Annotated in this window: 20 protein-coding genes and 1 pseudogene; 14 read left to right on the forward strand and 7 right to left on the reverse strand. The window is 62.8% G+C overall.

What is annotated here, in order from left to right; translation table 11 throughout:
• Positions 1 to 69: 69 nt before the first annotated feature.
• From CKW07_RS06535 to CKW07_RS06550, 4 genes are all read right to left on the reverse strand, one after another.
• Positions 70 to 348 carry a cupin domain-containing protein gene (locus tag CKW07_RS06535; protein ID WP_095144133.1) on the reverse strand — a complete coding sequence of 93 codons (279 nt, stop codon included), beginning with the start codon at positions 346 to 348 and terminating at the stop codon, positions 70 to 72.
• A gap of 118 nt (positions 349 to 466) precedes the next feature.
• Positions 467 to 1,861, reverse strand: coding sequence for an FAD-binding oxidoreductase (locus tag CKW07_RS06540; RefSeq protein ID WP_095144134.1), 1,395 nt, complete (start codon positions 1,859 to 1,861; stop codon positions 467 to 469).
• 19 nt (positions 1,862 to 1,880) lie between these two features.
• Positions 1,881 to 3,170 (reverse strand): glycosyltransferase, encoded by a 1,290-nt coding sequence (locus CKW07_RS06545; protein ID WP_095144135.1) that lies wholly within the window; start codon positions 3,168 to 3,170, stop codon positions 1,881 to 1,883.
• Positions 3,171 to 3,268: 98 nt separating this feature from the next.
• The gene (locus CKW07_RS06550) at positions 3,269 to 4,201 is read right to left on the reverse strand and encodes a GntR family transcriptional regulator (protein ID WP_095144136.1); all 933 of its coding nucleotides are present in this window, start codon (positions 4,199 to 4,201) and stop codon (positions 3,269 to 3,271) included.
• A gap of 195 nt (positions 4,202 to 4,396) precedes the next feature.
• Here CKW07_RS06550 and CKW07_RS06555 point away from each other — a divergent pair, with 195 nt between their 5' ends.
• The 9 genes from CKW07_RS06555 (at position 4,397) to CKW07_RS06595 (ending at position 12,966) form a co-directional block, all read left to right on the forward strand.
• On the forward strand, positions 4,397 to 5,452 hold the full coding sequence (locus CKW07_RS06555; protein WP_095144137.1) for a spermidine/putrescine ABC transporter substrate-binding protein: 1,056 nt from the start codon (positions 4,397 to 4,399) through the stop codon (positions 5,450 to 5,452).
• A gap of 89 nt (positions 5,453 to 5,541) precedes the next feature.
• Entirely contained in the window at positions 5,542 to 6,402 is an 861-nt protein-coding gene (locus tag CKW07_RS06560) for an ABC transporter permease (RefSeq protein WP_095077075.1), read from the forward strand.
• On the forward strand, positions 6,399 to 7,205 hold the full coding sequence (locus CKW07_RS06565) for an ABC transporter permease (protein WP_095077074.1): 807 nt from the start codon (positions 6,399 to 6,401) through the stop codon (positions 7,203 to 7,205). Before CKW07_RS06560 ends, CKW07_RS06565 begins: the two co-directional genes overlap by 4 nt.
• Positions 7,198 to 8,277, forward strand: coding sequence for an ABC transporter ATP-binding protein (locus CKW07_RS06570; protein ID WP_095144138.1), 1,080 nt, complete (start codon positions 7,198 to 7,200; stop codon positions 8,275 to 8,277). The genes CKW07_RS06565 and CKW07_RS06570 overlap by 8 nt, the downstream gene beginning before the upstream one ends.
• A gap of 32 nt (positions 8,278 to 8,309) precedes the next feature.
• Complete coding sequence (locus CKW07_RS06575) at positions 8,310 to 9,593, forward strand: glycosyltransferase (protein ID WP_095144139.1); 1,284 nt, start codon at positions 8,310 to 8,312, stop codon at positions 9,591 to 9,593.
• The gene (locus CKW07_RS06580) at positions 9,586 to 9,954 is read left to right on the forward strand and encodes a cupin domain-containing protein (protein WP_095144140.1); all 369 of its coding nucleotides are present in this window, start codon (positions 9,586 to 9,588) and stop codon (positions 9,952 to 9,954) included. Before CKW07_RS06575 ends, CKW07_RS06580 begins: the two co-directional genes overlap by 8 nt.
• Before the next feature lie 94 nt (positions 9,955 to 10,048).
• On the forward strand, positions 10,049 to 10,399 hold the full coding sequence (locus CKW07_RS06585; RefSeq protein ID WP_095144141.1) for a cupin domain-containing protein: 351 nt from the start codon (positions 10,049 to 10,051) through the stop codon (positions 10,397 to 10,399).
• 5 nt (positions 10,400 to 10,404) lie between these two features.
• Complete coding sequence (locus CKW07_RS06590; protein ID WP_095144142.1) at positions 10,405 to 11,433, forward strand: aminoglycoside phosphotransferase family protein; 1,029 nt, start codon at positions 10,405 to 10,407, stop codon at positions 11,431 to 11,433.
• Between the two features lie 33 nt (positions 11,434 to 11,466).
• Positions 11,467 to 12,966: an aldehyde dehydrogenase gene (locus CKW07_RS06595; RefSeq protein WP_095144143.1), complete on the forward strand. Its 1,500-nt coding sequence runs from the start codon at positions 11,467 to 11,469 to the stop codon at positions 12,964 to 12,966.
• A gap of 66 nt (positions 12,967 to 13,032) precedes the next feature.
• Here the strand turns inward: CKW07_RS06595 and CKW07_RS06600 are convergent, their stop codons facing one another.
• From CKW07_RS06600 to CKW07_RS06610, 3 genes are all read right to left on the reverse strand, one after another.
• Positions 13,033 to 14,346 (reverse strand): FAD-binding oxidoreductase, encoded by a 1,314-nt coding sequence (locus CKW07_RS06600; protein WP_095144144.1) that lies wholly within the window; start codon positions 14,344 to 14,346, stop codon positions 13,033 to 13,035.
• Positions 14,343 to 15,431, reverse strand: coding sequence for a polyamine ABC transporter substrate-binding protein (locus tag CKW07_RS06605; protein WP_095144145.1), 1,089 nt, complete (start codon positions 15,429 to 15,431; stop codon positions 14,343 to 14,345). Before CKW07_RS06605 ends, CKW07_RS06600 begins: the two co-directional genes overlap by 4 nt.
• Positions 15,432 to 15,541: 110 nt before the next feature.
• A complete protein-coding gene (locus tag CKW07_RS06610) occupies positions 15,542 to 16,900 on the reverse strand; it encodes a glutamine synthetase family protein (protein WP_095144146.1) in 1,359 nt (452 codons plus the stop codon).
• 162 nt (positions 16,901 to 17,062) lie between these two features.
• On the opposite strand from CKW07_RS06610, the gene CKW07_RS06615 reads away from it, so the two are divergent.
• The 5 genes and pseudogenes from CKW07_RS06615 (at position 17,063) to CKW07_RS06635 (ending at position 21,981) form a co-directional block, all read left to right on the forward strand.
• A complete protein-coding gene (locus CKW07_RS06615) occupies positions 17,063 to 18,001 on the forward strand; it encodes a helix-turn-helix domain-containing protein (RefSeq protein ID WP_095144147.1) in 939 nt (312 codons plus the stop codon).
• 292 nt (positions 18,002 to 18,293) lie between these two features.
• Positions 18,294 to 19,184, forward strand: coding sequence for a universal stress protein (locus CKW07_RS06620; RefSeq protein ID WP_095144148.1), 891 nt, complete (start codon positions 18,294 to 18,296; stop codon positions 19,182 to 19,184).
• A gap of 41 nt (positions 19,185 to 19,225) precedes the next feature.
• Positions 19,226 to 19,333: pseudogene (locus CKW07_RS06625) on the forward strand (LuxR C-terminal-related transcriptional regulator); the annotation flags it as partial.
• A gap of 156 nt (positions 19,334 to 19,489) precedes the next feature.
• Positions 19,490 to 21,100, forward strand: a complete 1,611-nt coding sequence (locus CKW07_RS06630; RefSeq protein ID WP_095144149.1) for a mechanosensitive ion channel family protein — start codon at positions 19,490 to 19,492, stop codon at positions 21,098 to 21,100.
• A 173-nt stretch (positions 21,101 to 21,273) separates the two neighbouring features.
• On the forward strand, positions 21,274 to 21,981 hold the full coding sequence (locus tag CKW07_RS06635) for a phosphoribosyltransferase (protein ID WP_095144150.1): 708 nt from the start codon (positions 21,274 to 21,276) through the stop codon (positions 21,979 to 21,981).
• Positions 21,982 to 21,985 lie beyond the last annotated feature (4 nt).

The raw sequence follows: 21,985 nt of genomic DNA on the forward strand, positions 1-21,985 counted from the left end.
GCGACCCTGCCTATGATCTTAGTGTCCTGTCTCGCACATGCTGTTCCGTTTTGACGGCGTCACAGGACACTAGCGCAAAATCACGTAGACCTTTCTGACGTCCGTGAGGTTTTCCCAGGTGCCCTCGAACCCGGCGGCCACCACGAAGGTACTGCCGGCCTCGAAGGTGCTGCTGTTGCCGGCGCTGTCGGTCAGTCGCACTTGGCCTTCGAGCAGATGGCACAGCTCGTCGTAATCGCAGTGGCACCGCTCCTTGTGCGGGCCGGCCTCCCAGACCCCGGCCGTGAGCTGCTTGTCGTCGTTGCTGAAATGCCGCCAGGTGATGCTCTGGTAAGGTTTCTCGACGATCTGCGATCGCTGACTTCCTGGATCAGCGCTCTGGTTGGTTGCGTGGCAAAGTCAGTGACGAACGCAGGTTGCTGGCGATGCATGGGAGGCTCCTTGTTAACGCAGTTCGCTAGTTTATTCAGGAGTCAAAACCGACCCCGAAGACATCCAGGGTTTTCAGGAACAGGTTGCGTTGGCCGCTACGGTCTTCATGGGCCAGGCCGCGTTGCGCCAGGCGCACGCCAATGAAGCGCAAGGGTTCGGGCGGAAAGCGCACCGGGGCGCGGTTGAGCATGTCCAGGCGAGTGCGGTGGCTGTCCTGGCCGTCCAGCAGGTCCAGCATCGTCGCGCCGGCAAAGCGGCTGGCAGCGATGCCCTGGCCAGTGAAACCCATGGCGTAGGCCACGCGGCGGTCATGGGTGGTGCCGGTGAACATCGTCGTGCGCGCGGACGAGTCGATGACGCCGCCCCAGGCGTGGCTGAAGCTCACGTCGGCCAAGGCCGGGAAGGTCTGCTGAAACTGCTCGGCCAGGCGCACAAAGGTTTCCGGGCGCTGGGTCAGGCCTTCGTCCAGCTTGCTGGCAAAGGGATAGATGGCGTCGAAGCCGCCCCACAGGATGCGGTTGTCGGCGGTTTTGCGCAGGTAGTGGAACTGGTTGCCGGAGTCGGCAATGCCGTGGCGCCGCTCCCAGCCAATGAACTGTAACTGCGCCTGGGACAACGGCTCGGTGGTCAGGGCGTAGTCGTAGATCGGAATGACCGTGGTGCGCAATGCGGGCAACAGCGATGGGAATACGTTGGTGGCCAGCGCGACCCGGGGGGCCTGGACGCTGCCGTAGCCGGTTTGCAGCAGCATGCCATTGCCGTGGGTTTGCAGGCGGGTGACCGGCGAGTGTTCGAACAGTTCCACGCCGTGCTCGATGCAGGCCCGGCGCAATTCGCGAACCATCTTCACCGGGTTGAGCAGCGCGTAATTGGGCTCATACAAACCGGCGCTGTAGAGTGGTGAGTCCAGATAAGCCTTGAGTGCCGGACCTTCCAGCCAGGTGCAGTCGATGCCATGGCGCCGGTACTTCTGCTCAAGTGCGCGCAAGCCCTCGACTTGCCATGGGGTGGTGGCTACGTTGAGTTTGCCGGGGCGTTCGAAATCGACCTCCAGGCCTAGCCGCAGGATGTCCTGCGCCAGTTCATCGAGATTGTCGCGGCCCAGGCGAATCAGGGTCTCGGCTTCCCTGGGCCAGCGCTTCAGAGCGTTGGACACGCCATGGGAAATGCTCGGTGCGCAGAACCCGCCACTTCTGCCGCTGGCCGAGGTGCCACAGGTGCGGCCCTCCAACAGGACAATACGCCCGGTGGGCATCCGTTGCCGGGCCAACAGCGCGGTCCACAGGCCGGTGAACCCCCCGCCGACGATCACCAGGTCCGCGTGGATGTCGCCGGTCTGCCGTTCGCACGCCTGGGCCGGCGTGTCGGTGTCCAGCCAATACGGCCTGGGGATCGTGTGCTTGAGGCTGTGCAGGGCGGATGGGCGCATGACGGACTCTTTTTCGTGGTTAGGACGAGGGGGTAGGCAACGCCAGGATCGCCCGCGCGGCGAGCTCGGTGCCGCGGGTCGCCTGCATGGCCGCGCCGATCGCGGCAAGGCGCTGCTGCATCGAGGTGTCGTTGAGCAACTGCGCGAGGGTGGCGGGCAGGGCGGCCAGCGGATCGGCGAAACGCGGCAGGTAGCGACCGATGCCGACCTCTTCGCCGCGCACCGCGTTGTCGTGGCCGTCCCAGCAGTAGGGAATGATCACCGAGGGCAAGCCAAAGAACAGGGCTTCGCAGAAGCTGTTGTTGCCGCCGTGGTGAATGAACAACTGGCACTCCTTGAGCACCGCCGGCTGTGGGAACCAGCTGTCCAGGTAGATGTTGTCCGGGACCTCGGTGTAGGTCTCGCGGTAGGCGCCGACGTTGATCAGGAAGCGATAGGGCAAGGTTTCCAGGGTGGCGATCAGGCGCTTGATCATCCGGGTATCGGCCGCGCCCAGGCTGCCGAAGCTGACGTAGATTAGCGGCGCGTCGTTGTGCCGCGGGAAATCGGGCACGATGTACGGCGCTTCGCGGCGCACACAACCGTCGAGGTACAGGTAGCGTTGCGGATCCAGCGGTTGCTCGCGCTCGTAGCGTACCGGGGTCGGCGACAGCAACAGGTTGAGCCAAGGTGAGTCCATCAGGAACTGGCCCGGTGGGCAGGTCGCGGTGTCGTGGCTGGCGAGAAAGCGCGAGAAGCGCTCATGGGCCGGGGCGACGGCTTTGTGGTAGTGCTCGACAAAGACCTGACGCGCCACGCTGTCGCGCTGGCTGCAACCAGACAGGTAGGGGGGCACGGCGTTGTCCGGCAACTCGGTTTCGGCACAGGAGACCATGCGCACCCAGGGGCAACCGGCATTGGCGATCGCCGGGAACATCACCACGTTGTCCAGCACGATCGCGTCCGGCTTGAGCCGGGCCAGCAACTGTTGCAGGGGTTTCTCGGCCTCGATGGCCGTGTCGATGATGGCTTCCCAGGCCGGCGCCACGTAGCTGTCGATCTGGGCCAGCGGGGTCTGGTCGAAGTAGGGGATGTTGCGCTCGATGAAGCGCTCCCAGTAATGCTGATGTTCGGCCGCCGACAGTGGGTTGGCCTCGGGAATCGGGTACTCGGCAAAACCGTACTCGGCGAAGATCCCCTGGAAATGCCCGTGACAGATAAACACCGGCCGGGCACCCAGCTCACGCAACGCCTGAGCGATACCGATGCAGTTCAGGGCCGCGCCAAAACTGGCTTCGGGGAACAGGGCGATCAGTTTTTCTTTGCGCATGGCATGGGACCGTCTGCAGCGGGTTGCCCCCGCTTTTCTTGAAGGTGTTTTTGATGCTGTCTTATTTCATGAAAAAAAGCACCACAATTTTTTCGGGGTCAAACGCGCCCGAAAGGATGGCGATGGGGGATACCACGGTTGGCGGTTTGTGGGCGTTGCGCCGCGGACAGCCGTAGGTGCAGGCGCATCAGGTCGGCGGCGATCTCCATCTGCCCCCGTTCGATCTGGGCAATGATGTGCAGGTGTTCACGCAGGGCTTCGTGCAGGCGGTGCACGCTGACACTCGGCAGCAGGTTGGGCAGGCGGCGCAGGCTTTGGTGCTGGAGCAGGGCGTCGCTGACGAAACGGTTGCCGCAACTCTGGCCGATCAGTTCGTGAAAGCTGATGTCCAGTTCGCGGAACTGCTGGAGGTCGAAGTCCTCGACCGGTGTCGCCAGCAGGGTTTCCATGCCCGCGCGCAGCAGCGTCAGGCGCTGAGCGTCGGCATTGAAGTGGGGGCTGAGCAAGGCTTCCGGTTCCAGGATCAGGCGAAATTTCAGGCTTTCGTCCAGGGCCGCGAGACTGTTGAGTGACGGGCGGAACAGCCAGGACTGGCCGGGGCCGCGCTCGATGGCCTGGCTTTCGCTCAGTTGGGCCAGGGCTTTCTGGGCGGCGGGGCGGCCGATGCCGTAGCGGCGCATCAGTTCACTGATGCTGATGCTGTCACCCAGGCGCCCGGCCATGCGGTCGCGCAGTACCGAGGTGGCCAGTTCTTCTTCGGCGGCCTGGGGCAGGACGCTGTTGAAGGGCTGGCCGGCGGGCGGGGCAACCAGGCGATAGCCCTTGCCCGCCTCATGGCTGAGCAGGTTTTCTTCGTGCAGGACTTTCAATGCCCCGCGCACCAGGGTGCGCGATACCTGGAAAGTGCGGGCCAGGGCTTGCTCGGAAACCGGGTCGCCAGGCACCACTCCCGTCTCCTGAGTGTGCTCAAGAATGCGCCGTGCCAGTTCCAGGTGATTGGTGCGAGGTTTCTTATCGGTTGTCGTACTCAAGGGCTCTTCTCTTGTCGGTCACTGCGCATTCATGCACGGATCTTATGTCATGGGCAGCCTGTCAGTCAGGCGCGAGAAAATTATTGACATCCTGCTATGCTGGTCCTAATTATTAAAAAAATACACCGCAAGCCGTTTCTTATTTTTTGCCGCACTGCCTTCGAACACAACAATAACAGTCGTTAGGTGAGCATTATGAGAAAGCTGAAGCACCTTGTTTGCGCAGGACTGGCCGTTTCCGTTGCAATCGCCTCATCAGCCGCCAGTGCCAAGGATATGGTCATCTCCATCTGGGACGGCTACATGGCCCCCGATGCGCTGGACAAGTTCAAAGTGGCCAGCGGTGTCACGGTCGACAAGGCCTTGCACGCCACCAACGAAGAGATCATGGGCAAGCTCATGGCCAATGGCGGGGAAGGCTACGACGTGGTCTTCGTGTCCTCGCCCTTTGCCGAAGTCCTGCACAAGCAGGGGCTGCTGGCGGACATCGATCCGGTCAAAGTCCCCAACCTGAAAAACCTCTACCCCGAAGCCACTCACCTGGAATACGACCCGGGTAACCAGTTCTCGGTGCCTTACACCTGGGGCACCACCGGAATCTGCTACCGCTCCGACAAGGTCAACCCTGCGCCCAGCAGCTGGAATGACCTGCTCAACCCCAGCGATGCCCTCAAGGGCAAGGTGACCCTGCTTGCCACCGACCGCTGGATGCTCGGCGCCGGGTTCCTGGCCAAAGGCTGGTCGGTCAATGACAACGACACCCAGCATATCGGCGCAGTACGTGACCAACTGATCGCCACCAAGAAGCGCATCCTCGCCTTCGACGACACCACCTTCTACTCCAAGCTCGCCTCCGGCGAATCGCTGATGGCCCATGCGTGGGACGGTTGGTGCAACTACGGCACCCAGGCCAATGCAGCGATCCGGTTCGTGGTGCCCAAGGAAGGTTCCGACCTGTGGGTGGACACCATGGTGGTGCTCAAGGGCTCGAAGCATCAGGACGAAGCCTTCAAGTTCATCAACTTCATGCTGGACAAGGGCAACCACGCCTGGGTCGCCGAAAACATTCTCTACAAAGTACCGAACCAGGCCGCCATGGCCGGGTTGTCCGCCGACCTGCTCAAGCAGTACCCGAACCTGAGCATCGCCCCGGCCGAACTGCTGAAGATGGAGCAGTTGCGCGACTTGGGCGGCACCACGCAGAAGGCCTATACCCGGGCCGTCACCGAAATCATGGCGGCGCAGAACTAGCCCGCGGATTCTGACCGGGGCATGTCGCTGCATGCCTCGCCATTCTAGGCAAGCCACCTTGCTGCGTGCGGGGTCGGAGGATATGGGTAATGAGTGCATTGCATGCTGACAGGCGTCTGTCGGCCTGGTTGCTGACGCCTGGACTGGGCTGGCTGCTGGTTTTCCTGGTGGTGCCGTGCCTGTTGGTACTGGTCTACAGCTTCGTGGAGCGCGGTGCCTATGGCGGCATCGACTGGGTGTTCAGTTGGGAAAACTACCAGCGCGCGCTCGATCCGCTGTACCTGGGGATCGTCCTCAAGTCGGCGAAGATCGCCGGGCTGGCGACCCTGTTCGCAGTGCTGATCGGCTACCCGGCGGCGTATGCGATAGCCCGGGCGCCACGGCGTCGGCAGGCGGTGTTCCTGTTCCTGGTGATGCTGCCGTTCTGGAGCAACTACCTGATCCGTACCTATGCCTGGATCGTCCTGCTCAACCGCGAAGGCCTGATCAACCGCCTACTGCAGTTGCTCGGCTACAGCGGTGACCCGATCAACCTGCTGTACACCGAGGCTTCGGTGGTGCTGGGGCTGGTCTACAACTACATCCCCTTTGTGATCCTGGCGATCTTTTCCTCGCTGTCGCGGATCAACAGCGAACTCTGGGATGCCTCCAGGGACCTTGGTGCCTCGGGCTGGATGACGTTCCGCCGGATCATCCTGCCGCTGAGCGTGCCGGGTATCGCGGCGGGCGCGGTGTTTGTCTTCGTGTTGAGCATCGGCAACTTCATCACTGCTGACCTGTTGGGCGGCAAGCAGGTGCAGATGGTCGGCAACCTGATTTACTCGCAGTTCCTCACGGCGCGGGACTGGCCGTTCGGTGCCGCGCTGAGCTTTTTCCTGATCGCCATCATGCTGATCCTGTTGTTTATCCAGGCGCTGGTCGCCCGGCGTGCCGAAGGAGGTCGCCCATGAGCCAGCCACGAACGGTCGGCGGGTCGTTCCTCAGCGCGCACCTGGGCGTGGTCTATGCCTTTCTCTATGTACCGATCCTGGTGTTGATCCTGCTGTCGTTCAACAAGTCCGGACTGCCGACCGCCTGGGGGGGCGTGTCCTTCAAATGGTACGTGTCGCTGGCCAACAACACGGCGATCCTATCGGCGGCGCTCAACACCCTGATCGTGGCGCTGTCGGCGACCTTGATTGCCTGCGTGCTCGGCACGTTGCTGGCCTTGGGGGTCGAGTTGCGGCGCAAGGGCAATGACAAGGGCCAGGTGGTCGACACCCTGCTGATGGCACCGATGATCATCCCCGACATCGTGCTGGCCATCGCTTTGCTGAGTTTCTTCAACCTGCTCAAGGTCGGCCTGGGCCTGCACTCGATCATCGTCAGCCATGCGGTGTTCAACATTGCCTTTGTCTGCGCCGTGGTGCGGACCCGGCTCAAGCATTTCGACTATTCGATCCTCGAAGCCTCCATCGACCTGGGCGCGGGCTGGTTCACCACCTTTCGCCGAGTCCTGCTGCCGGTGATTTTCCCCGGTGTGCTGGCGGGCGGATTGCTGGCGTTCACCCTGTCGGTGGATGAATTCATCATCGCCTTTTTCAACTCCGGGTCCGGCCAGGCCTCGACCACGTTGCCGATGCAGATCTACGCCATGATCCGCTTCGGCGTCACCCCCGAAATCAATGCCCTGGCGACGCTGGTGATGCTGGTCAGTATCACTGCGCTGCTGGCCTCCCAGCGTCTGAACAAGGCTCCGCGCACCCATGAATAGCTCATCTGCGGTACTGATCCTGGACAAGGTCAGCAAGTCCTACGGCAATGGCCTGGCAGTCAACGAGGTGTCGTTGAACATCCGCGAGAACGAGTTCTTCGCGCTGCTCGGGCCTTCAGGCTGCGGCAAGACCACGTTGCTGCGCATGCTCGCCGGATTCGAGACTCCCAGCGCCGGCTGCATCTACCTCGATGGCCTGGACATCTCGCCGCTGCCGCCCAACAAGCGGCCGTTGAACCTGATGTTCCAGTCCTATGCGCTGTTTCCCAACATGACCGTGCGCAAGAACATTGCCTATGGCCTGGAGATGGAGCGCCTGCCGGAGGCGCAAATACGCCAGCGGGTCAATGAGGTGCTGAGCACCGCACAGCTTACTGAACTGGCCGATCGCAAGCCCAATCAACTGTCCGGCGGGCAGCGCCAGCGGGTGGCCCTGGCCCGTGCGCTGGTCAAGCGCCCGCGGGTCCTGTTGCTCGACGAACCCTTGGGGGCGCTGGATAAAAAGCTGCGGGAAAAAATGCAGCTGGAACTCAAGCGCCTGCAACACGAGAGCGGCATCACCTTCATCGTGGTTACCCATGATCAGGAGGAAGCCCTGGTGATGTCCGACCGCATGGCGGTGCTCGACGGCGGCAAGGTCTGCCAGTGCGGCAGCCCCAGCGAGCTCTACGAAAACCCCAACAGCCGTTTCGTGGCCAACTTCATTGGCGTCAGCAACCTGTTCGAAGGTCTGCGCGGTGCCGAGCAGCGGGTGATGGTCAACGGCCACGAACTGAAGGTCGAGCCCCAGCCCGGCGCGGTGCGTGGCGAAGCGGTGGCGGTGGTGGTGCGGCCTGAGCGCCTGCAAGTACTGGGGGGGCAGGGGGGTGAGTGCGACAACCAGGTCCAGGGGCAGATCGTCGAAGTCGCCTATCACGGGCTGGATACCAACCTGCACGTCAAGACCGCGCTCAGCGACAAGCCGCTGATTGTCCGCGTGCCGTCCTCACAATTCGAGTTTGCCCACTTCTCCAGCGGTATGGACATCCGGCTGGGCTGGCAGGCCCGGCACGCCCGCGTACTGACGCACTGAACAATAACAAGACCAGGCAGGAGTAGCTCTCGATGAAACAGAAAGTGATCGCCTTCTTTCCGGAGGCCGCCTACGGCCCGGCCCTGAACTCCGTCGGTATAGCGCAGGCGTGCGAAGCCCTGGGGCACAAGGCGGTGTTCCTGACCGACCCTGGCATGAGCGGGGTGTATGCCAGTTATGGGTTCGAGGAATACCCGGTGAACATGTCGGCGCCGATGCCCGCCGAGGACATGGCCCGTTACTGGGTCGACTTCATCAACGGTCACATTCCGAACTTTCGCAAGACGCCCCTGGAGCAGATCGACAACTACGTGAAGGAGTGCTGGGCCGCCATCGTCGAAACCGCCAAGTGGGCGCAAAAGGACCTGCCGGCGGTGCTGGACCGGGTCAAGCCGGACCTGATCTGTGTCGACAACGTGATTCTGTTCCCGGCGATCAAGCAATATGGCAAGCCGTGGGTGCGGATCATCTCCTGCTCGGAGAACGAGATCGAAGACCCGGACATCCCGCCGCACCTGTCGGGCATGAGCGTCGACGACAAGGCCGGTCATGCCCGATTTCGCCAGCGCTTCGACGCGGTGGTCGGGCCGATTCACCAGGACTTCAACCAGTTCCTCAAGGACCATGGCGAGGCACCGTACCCGCTGGGGATGTTCTTTGAAGCGTCGCCCTACATGAATCTGTTGCTGTACCCGGACGCGGTCAAGTTCGAGCGTCGGCATCCACTGCCACCAGAACGCTTTCACTACTTGCAGGGATGCGTGCGCAGCGACACCGCGTACCAGATTCCAGCGTTTCGCGCCCACCCTGACAAACCCCTGATCTACGCCAGCTTCGGCAGCCTGGGCTCGGGTGACGTCGAGCTGCTCAAACGCCTGATCAGTGCACTTGGCGAGTTGCCCTATCGGGCCCTGGTCAATGTCGGCGAGCACCTGGACGAATACCACGACCTGCCGGACAACGTGCAGATCGCCAACTGGTTCCCCCAGCCCTCGGTGATCGCCCAGGTCGACGTGGTGATTCACCACGGCGGCAACAATAGCTTCACCGAGTGCCTGTACTTCGGCAAACCGGCGATTGTCATGTCCTACGTCTGGGACGGCCACGACAATGCCATGCGCGCCGAAGAAAGCGGCCACGGCTTCAAGCTCGACCGCTATGACTGGAGCCCGGCGCAACTGGCCGGGAAACTGGCCGCCTGCCTCAGTGACCCGGCGATGCGCCAGCGCCTGCAGCGCACCAGCGCCCAGATGCAAGCGCGCAAGGGCCCGGAAGACGCGGCGAAGATTCTCGACAAGGTATTGAACGATGAGTGATGCGAACACCACGGCGGGTTTCACGCCGTACCTCGAAGACGTGAGCAGCCGCACCGACCTGGTGGACTGGGGCGTGCAGAGCGACGCCCTGGAAGGGGTTTCCCGTTCCAGCGGGCGCCTGCTGTTCAAAGGCCCGGACAACCGCCCGGAAGCCGGCCTGTGGGTGTGCACGCCGGGCCGCTGGCGGCTGTCGATTCCGCGCGACGAGCTGTGCCATTTCCTGGCCGGGCGTGCCACCTACCGCAACGACGACGGCGAAGTGATCGAGGTCTACCCCAACACCCTGGTGCTGTTCCCGGCCGGCTGGACGGGCGAATGCGACGTCCGGGAAACCCTGCGCAACGTTTATATGCTTGTTTGAGCGGCAAGTTTTTAGCGGCAAGCGGCAAGCTGAATCGTACTGACCTTGAGCTCGCGGCTTAGCGCTTGCACCCTTTTTTCCTCAGGAGAACGCAATGACTACACCAACCCCGTTCCTGTATGACCCGTTGAAGATCACCGAGGTAAAGGACTGGGGCGTGATCCCCACCATGCTTGAGGGCGAGTCCCGCGTGTCCGGCGTGGTGCTGCACAAGGGCCCCGAAGGCCAGTCCGAATGCGGCCTGTGGATCTGCACGCCGGGCACATGGTTTTGCCATGTCACGAGCGACGAGTTCTGTCATTTCATGGAAGGCCGCTGCACCTATGTCCACGAATCGGGCGAAGTCATCGAGATCAAGCCCGACACCATTGCCTTTTTCCGCAAGGATTGGAAAGGCGTGTGCACCGTCCACGAGACCGTGAAAAAGGTCTACATGATCAGGTGAGCGACATGAGCGATGCCCTTGCACTGCCGCGGGTCCACGACGTCGAGCGCGACCAGGCCCGGGCGCAATTCCTGGCCCGGGCCGGGTTCGCCAATGCGCCGTTGCAAGCATTGCCGGCGGATGCGTCCCGACGCCGGTATTTCCGGCTGATGGGGGCTGGCCTGTTGTTGATGGACTCGCCCCCGGACACTGAACCGGTGGGGCCCTATGTGCAAGTGGCGCGTTATCTGCGCCAGTCGGGGCTGTCCGCGCCAACGCTGGTGCAGGTCGACGAGGAGGTCGGCCTGGCGTTGATCGAAGACTTTGGCCAAGACACCTACACCCGCTTGCTGGCGGCCGGGCACCAGGACGAGCCCTTGTATCGGCTGGCGGTCGATGCGCTGCTGGCCTTGCACCGGGCGTCGGCGGTCAGTGGCGATCAACTGGCGCCTTACGATGCCGCCCGTTTGAGTGACGAGTACGGGCTGTTCATCGACTGGTATGCGCCCCTGCTGATCGGCCAGGCGGCGGCCCAGGCCCTGCGTGAACCCTATATGCAGCTGTTCGCCCACGCCTTGCAGGACGTCGCCCTGCGCCGAGAAACCCTGGTGCTGCGCGATTTTCATGTCGACAACCTGATGCTGCTCAACGGCCGCAGCGGTGTCGCCGCCTGCGGTTTGCTGGATTTCCAGGATGCCCTGTCGGGCTCATGCGCCTATGACCTGATGTCATTGCTCGAAGACGCCCGGCGTGATGTACCCGAAGCCTTGCGCGTGGCGCTGCTCAGTCACTACCTGGTCAGTCGCGCCGACATCGATGCCATGCGCTTTCTGAGTGACTACCGCCTGCTGGCCGCACAACGCCACGCCAAGGTGCTGGGGATTTTTGTGCGCCTGGCCGTGCGCGACGGCAAACCCCATTACCTGGCCCATTTGCCGCGCGTCCTGGGTTTGTTTGCCCGGGCGCTGGAAAGCGAAGCGTTGCAGCCGCTGCGCAGGTTGCTTGATCAACGGATGCCGGGCTGGCGCGCAGGACTGCTCGAGCGTCTTGCCTGACGTTCTCCCTATTGATTGGTTCAAGGATTGCCCATGAGCACGTTTCAAACCGAGACCCCGTTGTGCTTCATCACCCCCGACTTCCTCACGCCGCTGAGCCAGCGCCTGCGCGAGATTCTCGACCCGGCGACCTTGCAGCCCGTCGGGCAGATCGCCCTGTGCGACGAGGCCGATGTGCAGGCCGCTGTCGAGGCCGCGAATGCGGCGCAACAGGCGTGGCGCAAGGTCGATGCGAAAAGCCGCGCCGCTCGCCTGCACCAACTGGCCAACACCCTCGAGCAGTCCACCGCGCGCAACCGTGAAGTGGCGCGCCTGATGACCCTGGAAATGGGCAAGCCGTTTCCCGAGGCCATGGGCGAGCTGGCCAACTGTGCGCCGATCTTTCGCTATTACGCGGAAATGGCCCGGGATGACGCCGGCAAGGTCGCCGGCACCACCCAGATTGGCTCGTTCCAGCATGTGCGCTACGAACCGTTGGGCGTCAGCGTGCACATCATGCCGTTCAACTTCCCGATCCTGTTGATGTGCTGGACCGTCGCCGCCTCCCTGGCGGCGGGTAACGCCTGCATCGTCAAGCCGGCGGAAACCACGACCTTGTGTACCTTGAAGTTCATGGAGCACTTCAGTGAATTACTGCCGGGGCTGGTGTCCTGCGTGCCGGGGGATGCGCACACCGCGCAGTGCCTGGTGCAGTCGACGGGAACCCACGGCGTGGCGTTCACCGGCAGCGTCACGGCGGGCAAGGCGGTGGCCGTGGCCTGTGCCGAGCGCATGAAGCCTTGTGTGATCGAGGCCGGCGGCAGTGACCCGATGATCATCTCCCAGCATGCACCGCTGGAAGTGGCCGCCGCCGGGGCAGTGACGGCCGCCTTCCACCTCAGCGGTCAGATTTGCACCTCCGCAGAGCGGTTTTTTGTGGTGGACGAGATCCATGACGCCTTTGTAGACCGCTTCGCCGAGCGCACCCGGGCCCTGCGCATCGGTCATGGCCTGGAGCGCTCGGAAATCGGGCCGATGGTCAGCGAGGCGGCGCGGAACAAGGTCATGCGCTTGGTCGACGATGCGCAGGCCAAGGGCGCGACCCTGGTGTGTGGCGGGCGGATTCCGGCGGATCAGCCGGTGGGCTGGTTCTATGAACCGACCATCCTGACCGGCGTTACGGCCGACATGGCAATCTTCCACGAGGAATGCTTCGGGCCGGTGGCGGCGATCTGCCGGGTCAGCGACTTTGACCAGGCGGTGCGGCTGGCCAACGACTCACCCTTTGGCTTGGGCGCCTCCTTGTTCTCCACGGACCTGGCCGAAGCCATGGAGGCCGCCGAGCGCCTGGAGGCCGGGATGGTCTGGGTCAACAACCCGCTGATCGACAACGACGCACTGCCGTTCGGTGGCTGGAAAATGTCGGGGCTGGGTCGCGAACTGGGGCGCCAGGGGCTGGACGCGTTTCGCCGTTCGAAGATGGTGATCATCGATCACCAGCCCCAGGTACAGGACTGGTGGTACCCGTACGCGGATGACGTGTTCTTCCGCTGAGACCGATGCCTGCCCCCGGCGATGGCGCCGGGGGTAGGTGAGGGTAGGTGGGCAGTGCAGGCGTTGTCAGCCGAGCATTTCCCGCAGGCGATACCACATCATGCCCAGAGTCAGGAGCGGTGTGCGCAAGGCCCGTCCGCCCGGGAAGGTGAGGTGGGGCACCGCGCTGAACACATCCATGCCCTGGCTGTGTCCGGCGTGGATGGCCTCGCCCAGCAGGCGTGCGGTCCAGTGGGTGACGTTCAGGCCATGCCCCGAATAGCCCTGGGCGTAGTACACGTTCGGGTGCTGGGGCAGTCGTCCGACCTGGGGGAAGCGGTTGGCGGAAATACCGATCCGGCCGCCCCATTGATAGTCGATGCGCACCTTGGCCAGTTGCGGGAACACCTTGAGCATTTGTGGACGCATGTACGCGGCAATGTCCGCCGGATCGCGCCCTGTGTAATGGCAGGCGCCACCGAACAGCAGGCGTCGATCGGCGGACAATCGGTAGTAGTCCAGGCCGACTTTCTGGTCGCACAGCGCCATGTTCTGCGGGATCAGCTCGGCGGCAGCCTGTTCCGACAACGGCTCGGTGGCGATGATGTAGCTGCCGGCGGGCAGCACTTTTCCACTGAGCTTGGGCTCGAGTTCCTCAAGGTGGGCATTGCAGCCCAGCACCACACGGCCGGCGCGCACCGATCCGCTGGCACAGCGCAGGGTGACAGTGCTGCCGTGGATAATCTCCAGCACCGGGCTGTGCTCGAAAATCCGCACCCCCAGGGACTCGGCCACCCGCGCCTCGCCCAGCACCAGATTGAGCGGGTGCAGGTGACCCGAGCCCATGTCCACCAAGCCCCCCGCGTATACCCCGGAGTTCACCACCTGGCGTATATCCTGGGGGCTGATCAGGCGGGTTTCATGGGCGTAGCCCTCGGCATTGAGGGTCTGCTGCTCTTGCGCGAACGCGGCGAATTGCGCCGGGGTATTGGCCAACTCGCAGAAGCCCCAGCGCAAGTCGCAGTCGATCGCGTGTTGGCGAACGCGTTCGGCAACCACCTGGACCGACTCGATACCCGCTCGCTCCAGATACCGCACGCCGTCTTCGCCGACGTAGCGGGTAAACCCGGACAGGTCATGGCCGATGCCGCGGATCAACTGGCCACCGTTGCGTCCGCTGGCCCCCCAGCCGATTCGCCGGCCCTCCAGCAGGATCACCGACAGCCCGCGCTGGGCCAGTTCAATGGCTGTGTTGACGCCGGTAAAGCCGCCGCCGATCACGCACACGTCGGCGTCAAGGTCGGCGGTCAGCGCCGGGCGTTGCAGCATCCCGTGCGCACTGGCCGCGTAGTAGGAGCGGGCGTGTTCCGCCGCCGGATTGATCAACGTTGCCTGATTCATTTATTGGACTTCACTTTGCTCCAGGAACGGGTCATCAGACGCATGATTTCCGGAGACGAGGTGGTCGAGATGTAGAGTTTGTCGAGCACGGCCTGAGGCGGATACACCTCTGGGTTGTTGATCAGTTCCGCGTCCATGAACGGCTTGGCGGCCGGGTTCGGGTTGGCGTAACCGACGGTGGCGCTGACCTTGGCAATCACTTCGGGGGCCAGCAGGTAGTTGATGAACTCGTAGGCCTCTTTCGGGTGGCCGGCATCCGCGGGAACTGCGAGCAGGTCGAACCACAGGTTGCTGCCTTCCTTGGGAATCGAGTAGGCGATGTTCACGCCATTGTTGGCTTCCTTGGCGCGGTTCGCCGCCTGGAACACGTCCCCGGAATAGCCGAAGGCGATGCAGATATCGCCGTTGGCCAGGTCCGACACGTATTTGGAGGAGTGGAAGTAGGTGATGTACGGGCGAATGGTCAGCAGCTTGGCTTCGGCCTTTTTGTAGTCTTCGGCTTTTTCGCTGCGTGGGTCCATGCCCATGTAGTTGAGGATCGCCGGGTACACTTCATCGGGCGAGTCCATCATCGACACGCCGCACTGGCTGAGTTTCTTCAGGTTCTCGGGTTCGAACATCACGGCCCACGAGTCGATGTGATCGACCCCCAGCACCTGCTTGATCTTGTCGACGTTGTAGCCGATGCCGTTGGTACCCCACAGGTACGGCACCGAGTGCGCGTTACCCGGGTCGTTCTTCTCCAGCAGCGTCAGCAGCTTGGGGTCGAGGTTTTTCCAGTTGGGCAGCTGTTCGCGGTCCAGCTTGAGGAAGGCCCCGGCCTTGACCTGGCGGGCCAGGAAATGGTTGGAAGGCACCACCACGTCGTAGCCGGTGCGGCCGGCGAGCAGCTTGCCTTCCAGGGTTTCATTGGAGTCGAACACGTCATAGACGACCTTGACACCGGTTTTCGCCTGGAAGTCGGCGAGGGTGGTCTCACCGATATAGTCGGTCCAGTTGTACACGCTGACAGTGGGCTGGGCCTGTGCAACCGCACTGCATAACAGCGCCAGCGCGGCGGGGGCGACGGATTTCAATAGACGCATTGCGACACCTCTTTGAATGATTGTTTTCGGATCGTATCCACGTTGCGGAAGCGGACGCAGGGCGTCGGATCGTTCCCACGCAGGAGCGTGGGAACGATTCGCCTCAGGGATCAAACGCTCAGCAGCAGGAACTCGCGCTCCCAGGAGCTGATCACCCGCTTGAAGTTTTCATGTTCGGCACGCTTGACCGCAACGTAGCCGCGCACAAACTTGCTCCCCAGGTAGCGCTCGATGGCCGGGCAGTCTTCCATGTGTGCCAGCGCATCCTCGATGGTGATCGGCAGGCGCAGGTTGCGGCGCTCGTAGGCCCGGCCTTCGACCGGTGCGCTTGGCTGCAGGCCTTCGATCATGCCCAGGTAACCGCACAGCAGGCTGGCGGCGATGGCCAGGTACGGGTTGGCGTCGGCGCCCGGCAAGCGGTTTTCCACGCGCATGGCGTCGGGGCTCGAGGTCGGCACGCGCAGGCCGACGGTGCGGTTTTCCACGCCCCATTCCACGTTGACCGGCGCCGAGGTGTCCGGCAAAAAGCGACGGAACGAGTTGACGTTGGGCGCGAACATTGGCAACAGCTTGGGGATGTACTTTTGCAGGCCGCCGATGTGGTGCAGGAACAGTTCGCTCATCTCACCGTCGTCATTGGCAAAGATCGGCTTGCCGGTGGCAATGTCCACCACGCTCTGGTGCAGGTGCATGGCGCTGCCCGGTTCATCGCCAATGGGCTTGGCCATGAACGTGGCGGTGACGTTGTGCTTGAGCGCCGCTTCGCGCAGGGTGCGCTTGAACACGGTGATCTGGTCGGCGAGGTCCAGGGCGTCGCCGTGACGGAAGTTGATCTCCATCTGCGCCGGGCCGTCTTCATGGATCAGCGTGTCGAGGTCCAGGCCCTGGAGTTCGCACCAGTCGTAGACATCTTCGAACAGCGGGTCGAATTCGTTGGCCGCGTCGATGGAGAACGACTGCCGACCGCTTTCGGCGCGGCCCGAACGGCCCAGCGGGGCCTTGAGCGGCAAGTCCGGGTCTTCACAGCGTTGCGTCAGGTAGAACTCCATTTCCGGCGCGACAATCGGCTTCCAGCCCTTGTCGGTATACAGCTGCAGCACTTTCTTCAGCACGTTGCGCGGTGACAGTTCGATCGGGTTGCCGAACTTGTCGAAGGTGTCGTGGATCACGATGGCGGTCGGCTCGATCGCCCATGGCACCACGAAGACGGCGTCGGAAACCGGCTTGCAGACCATGTCGATATCCGCCGGGTCAAGCAGGTCGTAGTAGATGTCGTCGTCGACAAAATCCCCGGTTACCGTTTGCAACAGCACACTTTCCGGCAGGCGCATGCCTCGCTCATGCAGGAACTTGTTGGTGGGTGCAATTTTGCCGCGTGCAATGCCGGTCAGATCGCTGACGACACACTCGACTTCGGTAATCTTGTGATCTTTCAGCCAGGTAAAAAGCTGATCGAAAGGGGCGTTCATAAAGACCTCATTGTTGGTTTTATCAGCGCCAGGGTTGGCATTCCCGAGCGGGAAGGCTTCCCCTGTAGCGCGTTGACGACTATCTTGGGCGACGCTTGCCGTTCCATCTATCCACTTTAAGCAGTCGCAAAGCGCACCAAAAGAGTGCGCACGGATCTCCCCATGACAGCGTCAACGCCCTTGCACGTACAGGCTTTCAACACCGCCGATGTCGCCGACCAGATACGCGCCACACCGGGGTGGGTGCAGCACTATCAGCAGATGTCGCCGGGGCATTTCGCCGGCCTGGTGCGCTACCTGGACCTGCAGGGGGTGGAGATCTACGAGGAATGCATGAACACCCGGGTCGAGCAGAATTTCAGCGCGCCCCCGGGGGCGCTGGCGTTCTGTTTCGACCGCAGCGACAACGCGCTGTATGTGCTCAATGGCGAAAGTCGCAACATCTGGATCACCCCGGAGAATTACCAGGAAGTGGCCGTGGTGTTCGGCCCGGAGTTCGTGCAGCGTCATGGCCTGGGCATCGAACGCCTGGAAGGCTTGTTCATGTCCCCGCTCAACTCCCAGCAGAACGCGCTGTTCAGTCGCTGGCTCAGCGGGACCCTGACCCGGCTCTCGCACACCATCGACCCACCCAGCCGGGAAGCCTTGACCCAGCAGTTGCTGGACGACTGCCTGTTTATCCTCGACAACGCCTGCGTTCGCCTCGACCAAGGGGCATTGCAGCGGCGGGCGGGGGAGCGGGCGATCATGAAGCGGGTCGGCGAGTGGGCCGCCGATACCCCGGAAGAACACCTCAACCTGCTGGAGTTGTCCCAGGTCGCCGGGGTTTCATTGCGCCAGTTGCAGCACGCCTTCAAGACCTACACCGGCATGGCGCCGACCCAATGGCTGCGCCTGCGCCGCCTCAACAGTGCCCGCCGCGAACTGCTCGCGGGCAGCATCAGCCAGACCACCGTGGCCGAAGTGGCGATGCATTGGTCGTTCTGGCACCTGGGGCGGTTTTCCAGCAGCTATCGGGCGTTGTTCCAGGAGTTGCCGAGTGACACCTTGAAGCGTTCATGTGCCACTCAGATGACCGGGCGCGTGCGGCGTAGCCGATGATGGCTGTCTGCTCGCACACTTAATACAGAGTCTACCTACAGCCAACAAGGAAACGTCTGATTTATCTTCTCTCGCTCCTTGCCCAGGTTGCTCGCCCCGCAGACAAGGGGGTGTGTGAGACTGATAGCGTTGTTCCAGCGCATTGCGCCAGGGCGTCCGACAGCTGCATGCCTAGCCGTTCGGGCAGTACCGGCTACCGACGATGCATGCGCTTGATCGGGATCAACGAAAAAAGGCGCCAGAGGTTCAGTCTTGGGTCAATACTTGCTATATGCCACTCAGGAGTCAGACCATGGGCCAGTATCAACGCTTGTTATTGATCATCAACCCGACCCTGCGCCAGTCTCCGGCGATCCAGCATGCCGGTGCCCTGGCCATGGCCAGTGGCGCGATCTTGCACATTGTCGCGCTGGTCAAGTCACTGCACATTCTGGCCCTGCTCGAGGAGGGGGATCGGGCCACGGCGCGAGCCGCTTATCTGAAGGACCAGGACGATTGGCTGCATGACCAGGCGCAACGACTGCGCGACACCGGGATCGCGGTGACGGCCGAAACCGCATGGTCCGACGACCTCGAGCGGGACATCCTGGATCACGTCACCGAGTGGCAACCCGACCTGCTGATCAAGCAAGTGCAGCACGAGTCGGTGCTCAAGCGCACGTTCTTCACCCCGATCGATTGGCATTTGTTGCGCCACTGTCCGGTGCCGATCTACCTGGTGGGCGCGCAAGGGCATGCTTTGCCTCGCAAGATCGTGGCAGCGATCGATACCGCCACCGACTCGCCGCAGCGCAACGAGCTCAACGAGCGGATCATTCAGCAGGCTGAACGCCTGGCACTGCAGTGCGATGCCGAACTGCACCTGCTCGCGGCCTCTGACATCAGCGCGGAGTTCCTGGGCGACGCGGGTGGAGGCGGGCTGATGCTGGGAGAGCTGACACTGCAGTTGCGGCGGGATCTGGAGCGGTCGTTTCAACGGAGCGCCGATCACTTCGGCGTGCCCCCGGACCGTCGCCATTTCATCAAGGGCGGTCCGGTCAGGGTGCTGGCCGAGTTCGCCCACCAGCATCAGATCGACGTGATCGTGATGGGCAGGAACCAGTCATCAGGCCTTGAGAAACTGATCGGCAGCACCACCGAACACGTGCTGTATCAGGCATCCTGCAGTGTGCTGGCAGTCTGACGCACAGGCCTGATTTACATCCTGCATCAAGAGCCGCTTCCTCGGCGGAAACCGTGCGCATGCACCGCAAGAATCTCTATCTCAAGCTTGGGATCAACTCGCAGTCGGAGTTGTTCGCACAGTTCATCGAGTGGCTGCGTCAGGACTGAGCGGTCACACGCTCGATTGCTTCGCAAAGTTCGCTGGCGAATCTGACAAGCCATCGGCGCTGAACTAAGCTGCGCTGCATGTTCGGCCATGGGGATGACCCGGATAACGATCATTATGGATGTCGCCCTGGAACCGGTGGCGTAAGGAGCTGGAACATGGGGAGCAGGGCGCTGGCAATGTTGCTCGCGGCGTTGGGGGTGTTCTGGTCGGTGGCGTTGTGGGCGGCTGATGAACCCCAGGCGACGGACCCGACGGCGGAGCTGAAAGTCGCCAACCGCAGCATCATGGTGTTTCGCGCCACCGTGCTGGGTGAGGCACCCCGGGCACGGGTCAACCGAGCGAGGGTGGTGATCAACGAGGCGCTGGCCGAAGGTGAGAACCTGGATGTCAGCCTCGACACGATCCAGAACAGCTACCTGGTGCTGCTGGGCAACAAACGGGCCTTTATCGTCGCGCCCAAGGACGTCGATACACTGCAGTTCGCCTCGGTGCAGCAAGCGGCCGAGAGTGCGGCGCAGAATCTGCGCCAGGTGGTGTCCGAGACCCGGGAAGCCCGCAGCCTGGACATGATACTCAGGGCCTTGATCGCCGTAGGCATTGCCACCGGTATCTATATCGCACTGCTCTGGGGCCTGTTTTACCTGCGTCGCAAGCTGCTCGAACGCTTGCCCGAGTTGATGCAACGGCATACCGCGGCCCTGAAAGTGGGACGCGTGCAGATCATCGACGCCAACTACCTGTACCCCTTGGTCGGTCGGCTGTTCTGGCTGGTGCGCTGGGCGCTGGTGCTGTTGTTCAGCTACGAATGGCTGGGGTTCGTGCTCTCACGCTTTCCCTATACCCGTCCCTGGGGCGAGCGCCTGAACAACTACCTGCTGGACGTGGCCCGCTACCTGTTCGAAGGCATCATCGGCGCGATCCCGGGGCTAGGCGTGGCGCTGGCGATCTTCTTCATCGCCCGGGGCGCGAGCAGTTTGAGCAAGCGGATCTGGCGGCGCATGGCAACGCCAGGAACCTTCAGTTGGCTGAACCACGAAACCCTGCAACCGACCATGCGCCTGACCTCCCTGGCGATCTGGCTGTTCGCCCTGGCGATGGCTTATCCCTACCTGCCAGGCGCCGGCACCGATGCGTTCAAGGGTCTGTCGGTGTTGCTCGGCCTGATGATTTCCCTGGGCGCCAGCAGCGTGATCGGGCAGGCCGCCGCCGGATTGATCCTGACCTATACCCGCACCTTGCGCCCTGGCGAGTTCGTGCGCATCGGCGACCATGAAGGCACCGTGACCGAACTGGGCATGTTCACCACCCGGATCCGCACCGGCCTGGGGGAGGTGCTGACCATCCCCAACTCGATGATCACCAACACCGTGACCAAGAACTACTCACGCACCGTGCAGGGGCCCGGCTACGTGGTCGACACCACCGTGACCATCGGCTACGACACCCCTTGGCGGCAGGTGGAAGCCATGCTGTTGGAAGCCGCCAGGCGCACCAACGGTGTACTGGAGGTTCCCGCGCCCCAGGTGTTCCAGACCGCACTGTCGGATTTCTACCCCGAGTACCGCCTGGTGGCCCAGGCCATCCCCAGCCAGCCTCGTCCGCGCGCCGTGCTGCTGAGCGAACTGCACGCCAACATCCAGGATGTGTTCAACGAGTACGACGTGCAGATCATGTCGCCCCATTACCTGGGCGACCCGTCCGAGGAAAAACGCGTGCCTCGTGACCAGTGGTTCAAGGCGCCGGCGCACACCCCTGACCCGTCTTGAGTGTGTTGATTCAGGGCCACTTTCCCGTCGGCGGAAGGGCCTGGGGGCAGACGTCGCGGTGCGTTTGCGCACGCCCACCGTGTGCAGGGCTTGATAAATAGCCATGGAAAACCACACTTCAGAGGAGGAATCTGGATGAGCGTGGGCGCTTGATTGCGTCAGGAGGTGTTCAAATGACTCATAGCCCCTCAGTTCAAACCATCTTGCGTGACCGTGCCGCCGCCGGCCAGCGCCTGGTGGAACCGCTGCTCAGATACGCACAACAATCCGACGTGATTGTCCTGGCCTTGCCACGGGGCGGGGTGCCGGTCGCCTATGAAATCGCCACGGCCCTCAAGGTCCGGCTGGACCTGATGCTGGTCCGCAAGCTGGGGGTGCCCACCCACCAGGAGTACGCCATGGGCGCGATTGCCAGTGGCGGCATTCAAATCGTCAATCAGGATGCGTTGCGGGCCAACCGTATCGAGCAAGGCACCTTCGATGCGGTGGTCGCCCGGGAAACCCGGGAGCTGCTGCGTCGTGAACAGGCCTACCGGGCGAAGCGTGCGCCACCCGTACTAAAGAATCAGGTGGTGATTCTGGTGGACGACGGCCTGGCGACCGGCGCCTCGATGATGGCCGCGATACAGGCCGTGCGCCGGCACGGGCCAGCGCGCATGGTGGTGGCGGTACCGGTGGCGCCGCTGGACACGCTGGAGGCATTGCGCGACGAAGTGAACGAACTGGTGTGCCCGATCATTCCCGAGTGGTTGGTGTCGATCGGCTACTGGTACCAGAACTTCGAGCAAACGTCGGATCAGGAGGTGATCGATCTGCTGCAACGTGCCTGGCAACGGGAGGCCGAGAGCGGTGCAGGCCCTGAAGGGCAAGCCAATGCGTGAGGGC

This window comes from Pseudomonas sp. Irchel s3b6 (genome assembly GCF_900187415.1).
Taxonomy (GTDB): Bacteria; Pseudomonadota; Gammaproteobacteria; order Pseudomonadales; family Pseudomonadaceae; genus Aquipseudomonas.

Excerpts from the sequence above, each read along its gene's own strand:
- CKW07_RS06540 (WP_095144134.1), bottom strand. The coding sequence starts at position 1,861 with ATGCGCCCATCCGCCCTGCACAGCCTCAAGCACACGATCCCCAGGCCG.
- CKW07_RS06545 (WP_095144135.1), bottom strand. The coding sequence starts at position 3,170 with ATGCGCAAAGAAAAACTGATCGCCCTGTTCCCCGAAGCCAGTTTTGGC.
- CKW07_RS06555 (WP_095144137.1), top strand. The coding sequence starts at position 4,397 with ATGAGAAAGCTGAAGCACCTTGTTTGCGCAGGACTGGCCGTTTCCGTT.
- CKW07_RS06560 (WP_095077075.1), top strand. The coding sequence starts at position 5,542 with ATGAGTGCATTGCATGCTGACAGGCGTCTGTCGGCCTGGTTGCTGACG.
- CKW07_RS06565 (WP_095077074.1), top strand. The coding sequence starts at position 6,399 with ATGAGCCAGCCACGAACGGTCGGCGGGTCGTTCCTCAGCGCGCACCTG.
- CKW07_RS06570 (WP_095144138.1), top strand. The coding sequence starts at position 7,198 with ATGAATAGCTCATCTGCGGTACTGATCCTGGACAAGGTCAGCAAGTCC.
- CKW07_RS06575 (WP_095144139.1), top strand. The coding sequence starts at position 8,310 with ATGAAACAGAAAGTGATCGCCTTCTTTCCGGAGGCCGCCTACGGCCCG.
- CKW07_RS06580 (WP_095144140.1), top strand. The coding sequence starts at position 9,586 with ATGAGTGATGCGAACACCACGGCGGGTTTCACGCCGTACCTCGAAGAC.
- CKW07_RS06585 (WP_095144141.1), top strand. The coding sequence starts at position 10,049 with ATGACTACACCAACCCCGTTCCTGTATGACCCGTTGAAGATCACCGAG.
- CKW07_RS06590 (WP_095144142.1), top strand. The coding sequence starts at position 10,405 with ATGAGCGATGCCCTTGCACTGCCGCGGGTCCACGACGTCGAGCGCGAC.
- CKW07_RS06595 (WP_095144143.1), top strand. The coding sequence starts at position 11,467 with ATGAGCACGTTTCAAACCGAGACCCCGTTGTGCTTCATCACCCCCGAC.
- CKW07_RS06600 (WP_095144144.1), bottom strand. The coding sequence starts at position 14,346 with ATGAATCAGGCAACGTTGATCAATCCGGCGGCGGAACACGCCCGCTCC.
- CKW07_RS06605 (WP_095144145.1), bottom strand. The coding sequence starts at position 15,431 with ATGCGTCTATTGAAATCCGTCGCCCCCGCCGCGCTGGCGCTGTTATGC.
- CKW07_RS06610 (WP_095144146.1), bottom strand. The coding sequence starts at position 16,900 with ATGAACGCCCCTTTCGATCAGCTTTTTACCTGGCTGAAAGATCACAAG.
- CKW07_RS06615 (WP_095144147.1), top strand. The coding sequence starts at position 17,063 with ATGACAGCGTCAACGCCCTTGCACGTACAGGCTTTCAACACCGCCGAT.
- CKW07_RS06620 (WP_095144148.1), top strand. The coding sequence starts at position 18,294 with ATGGGCCAGTATCAACGCTTGTTATTGATCATCAACCCGACCCTGCGC.
- CKW07_RS06630 (WP_095144149.1), top strand. The coding sequence starts at position 19,490 with ATGGGGAGCAGGGCGCTGGCAATGTTGCTCGCGGCGTTGGGGGTGTTC.
- CKW07_RS06635 (WP_095144150.1), top strand. The coding sequence starts at position 21,274 with ATGACTCATAGCCCCTCAGTTCAAACCATCTTGCGTGACCGTGCCGCC.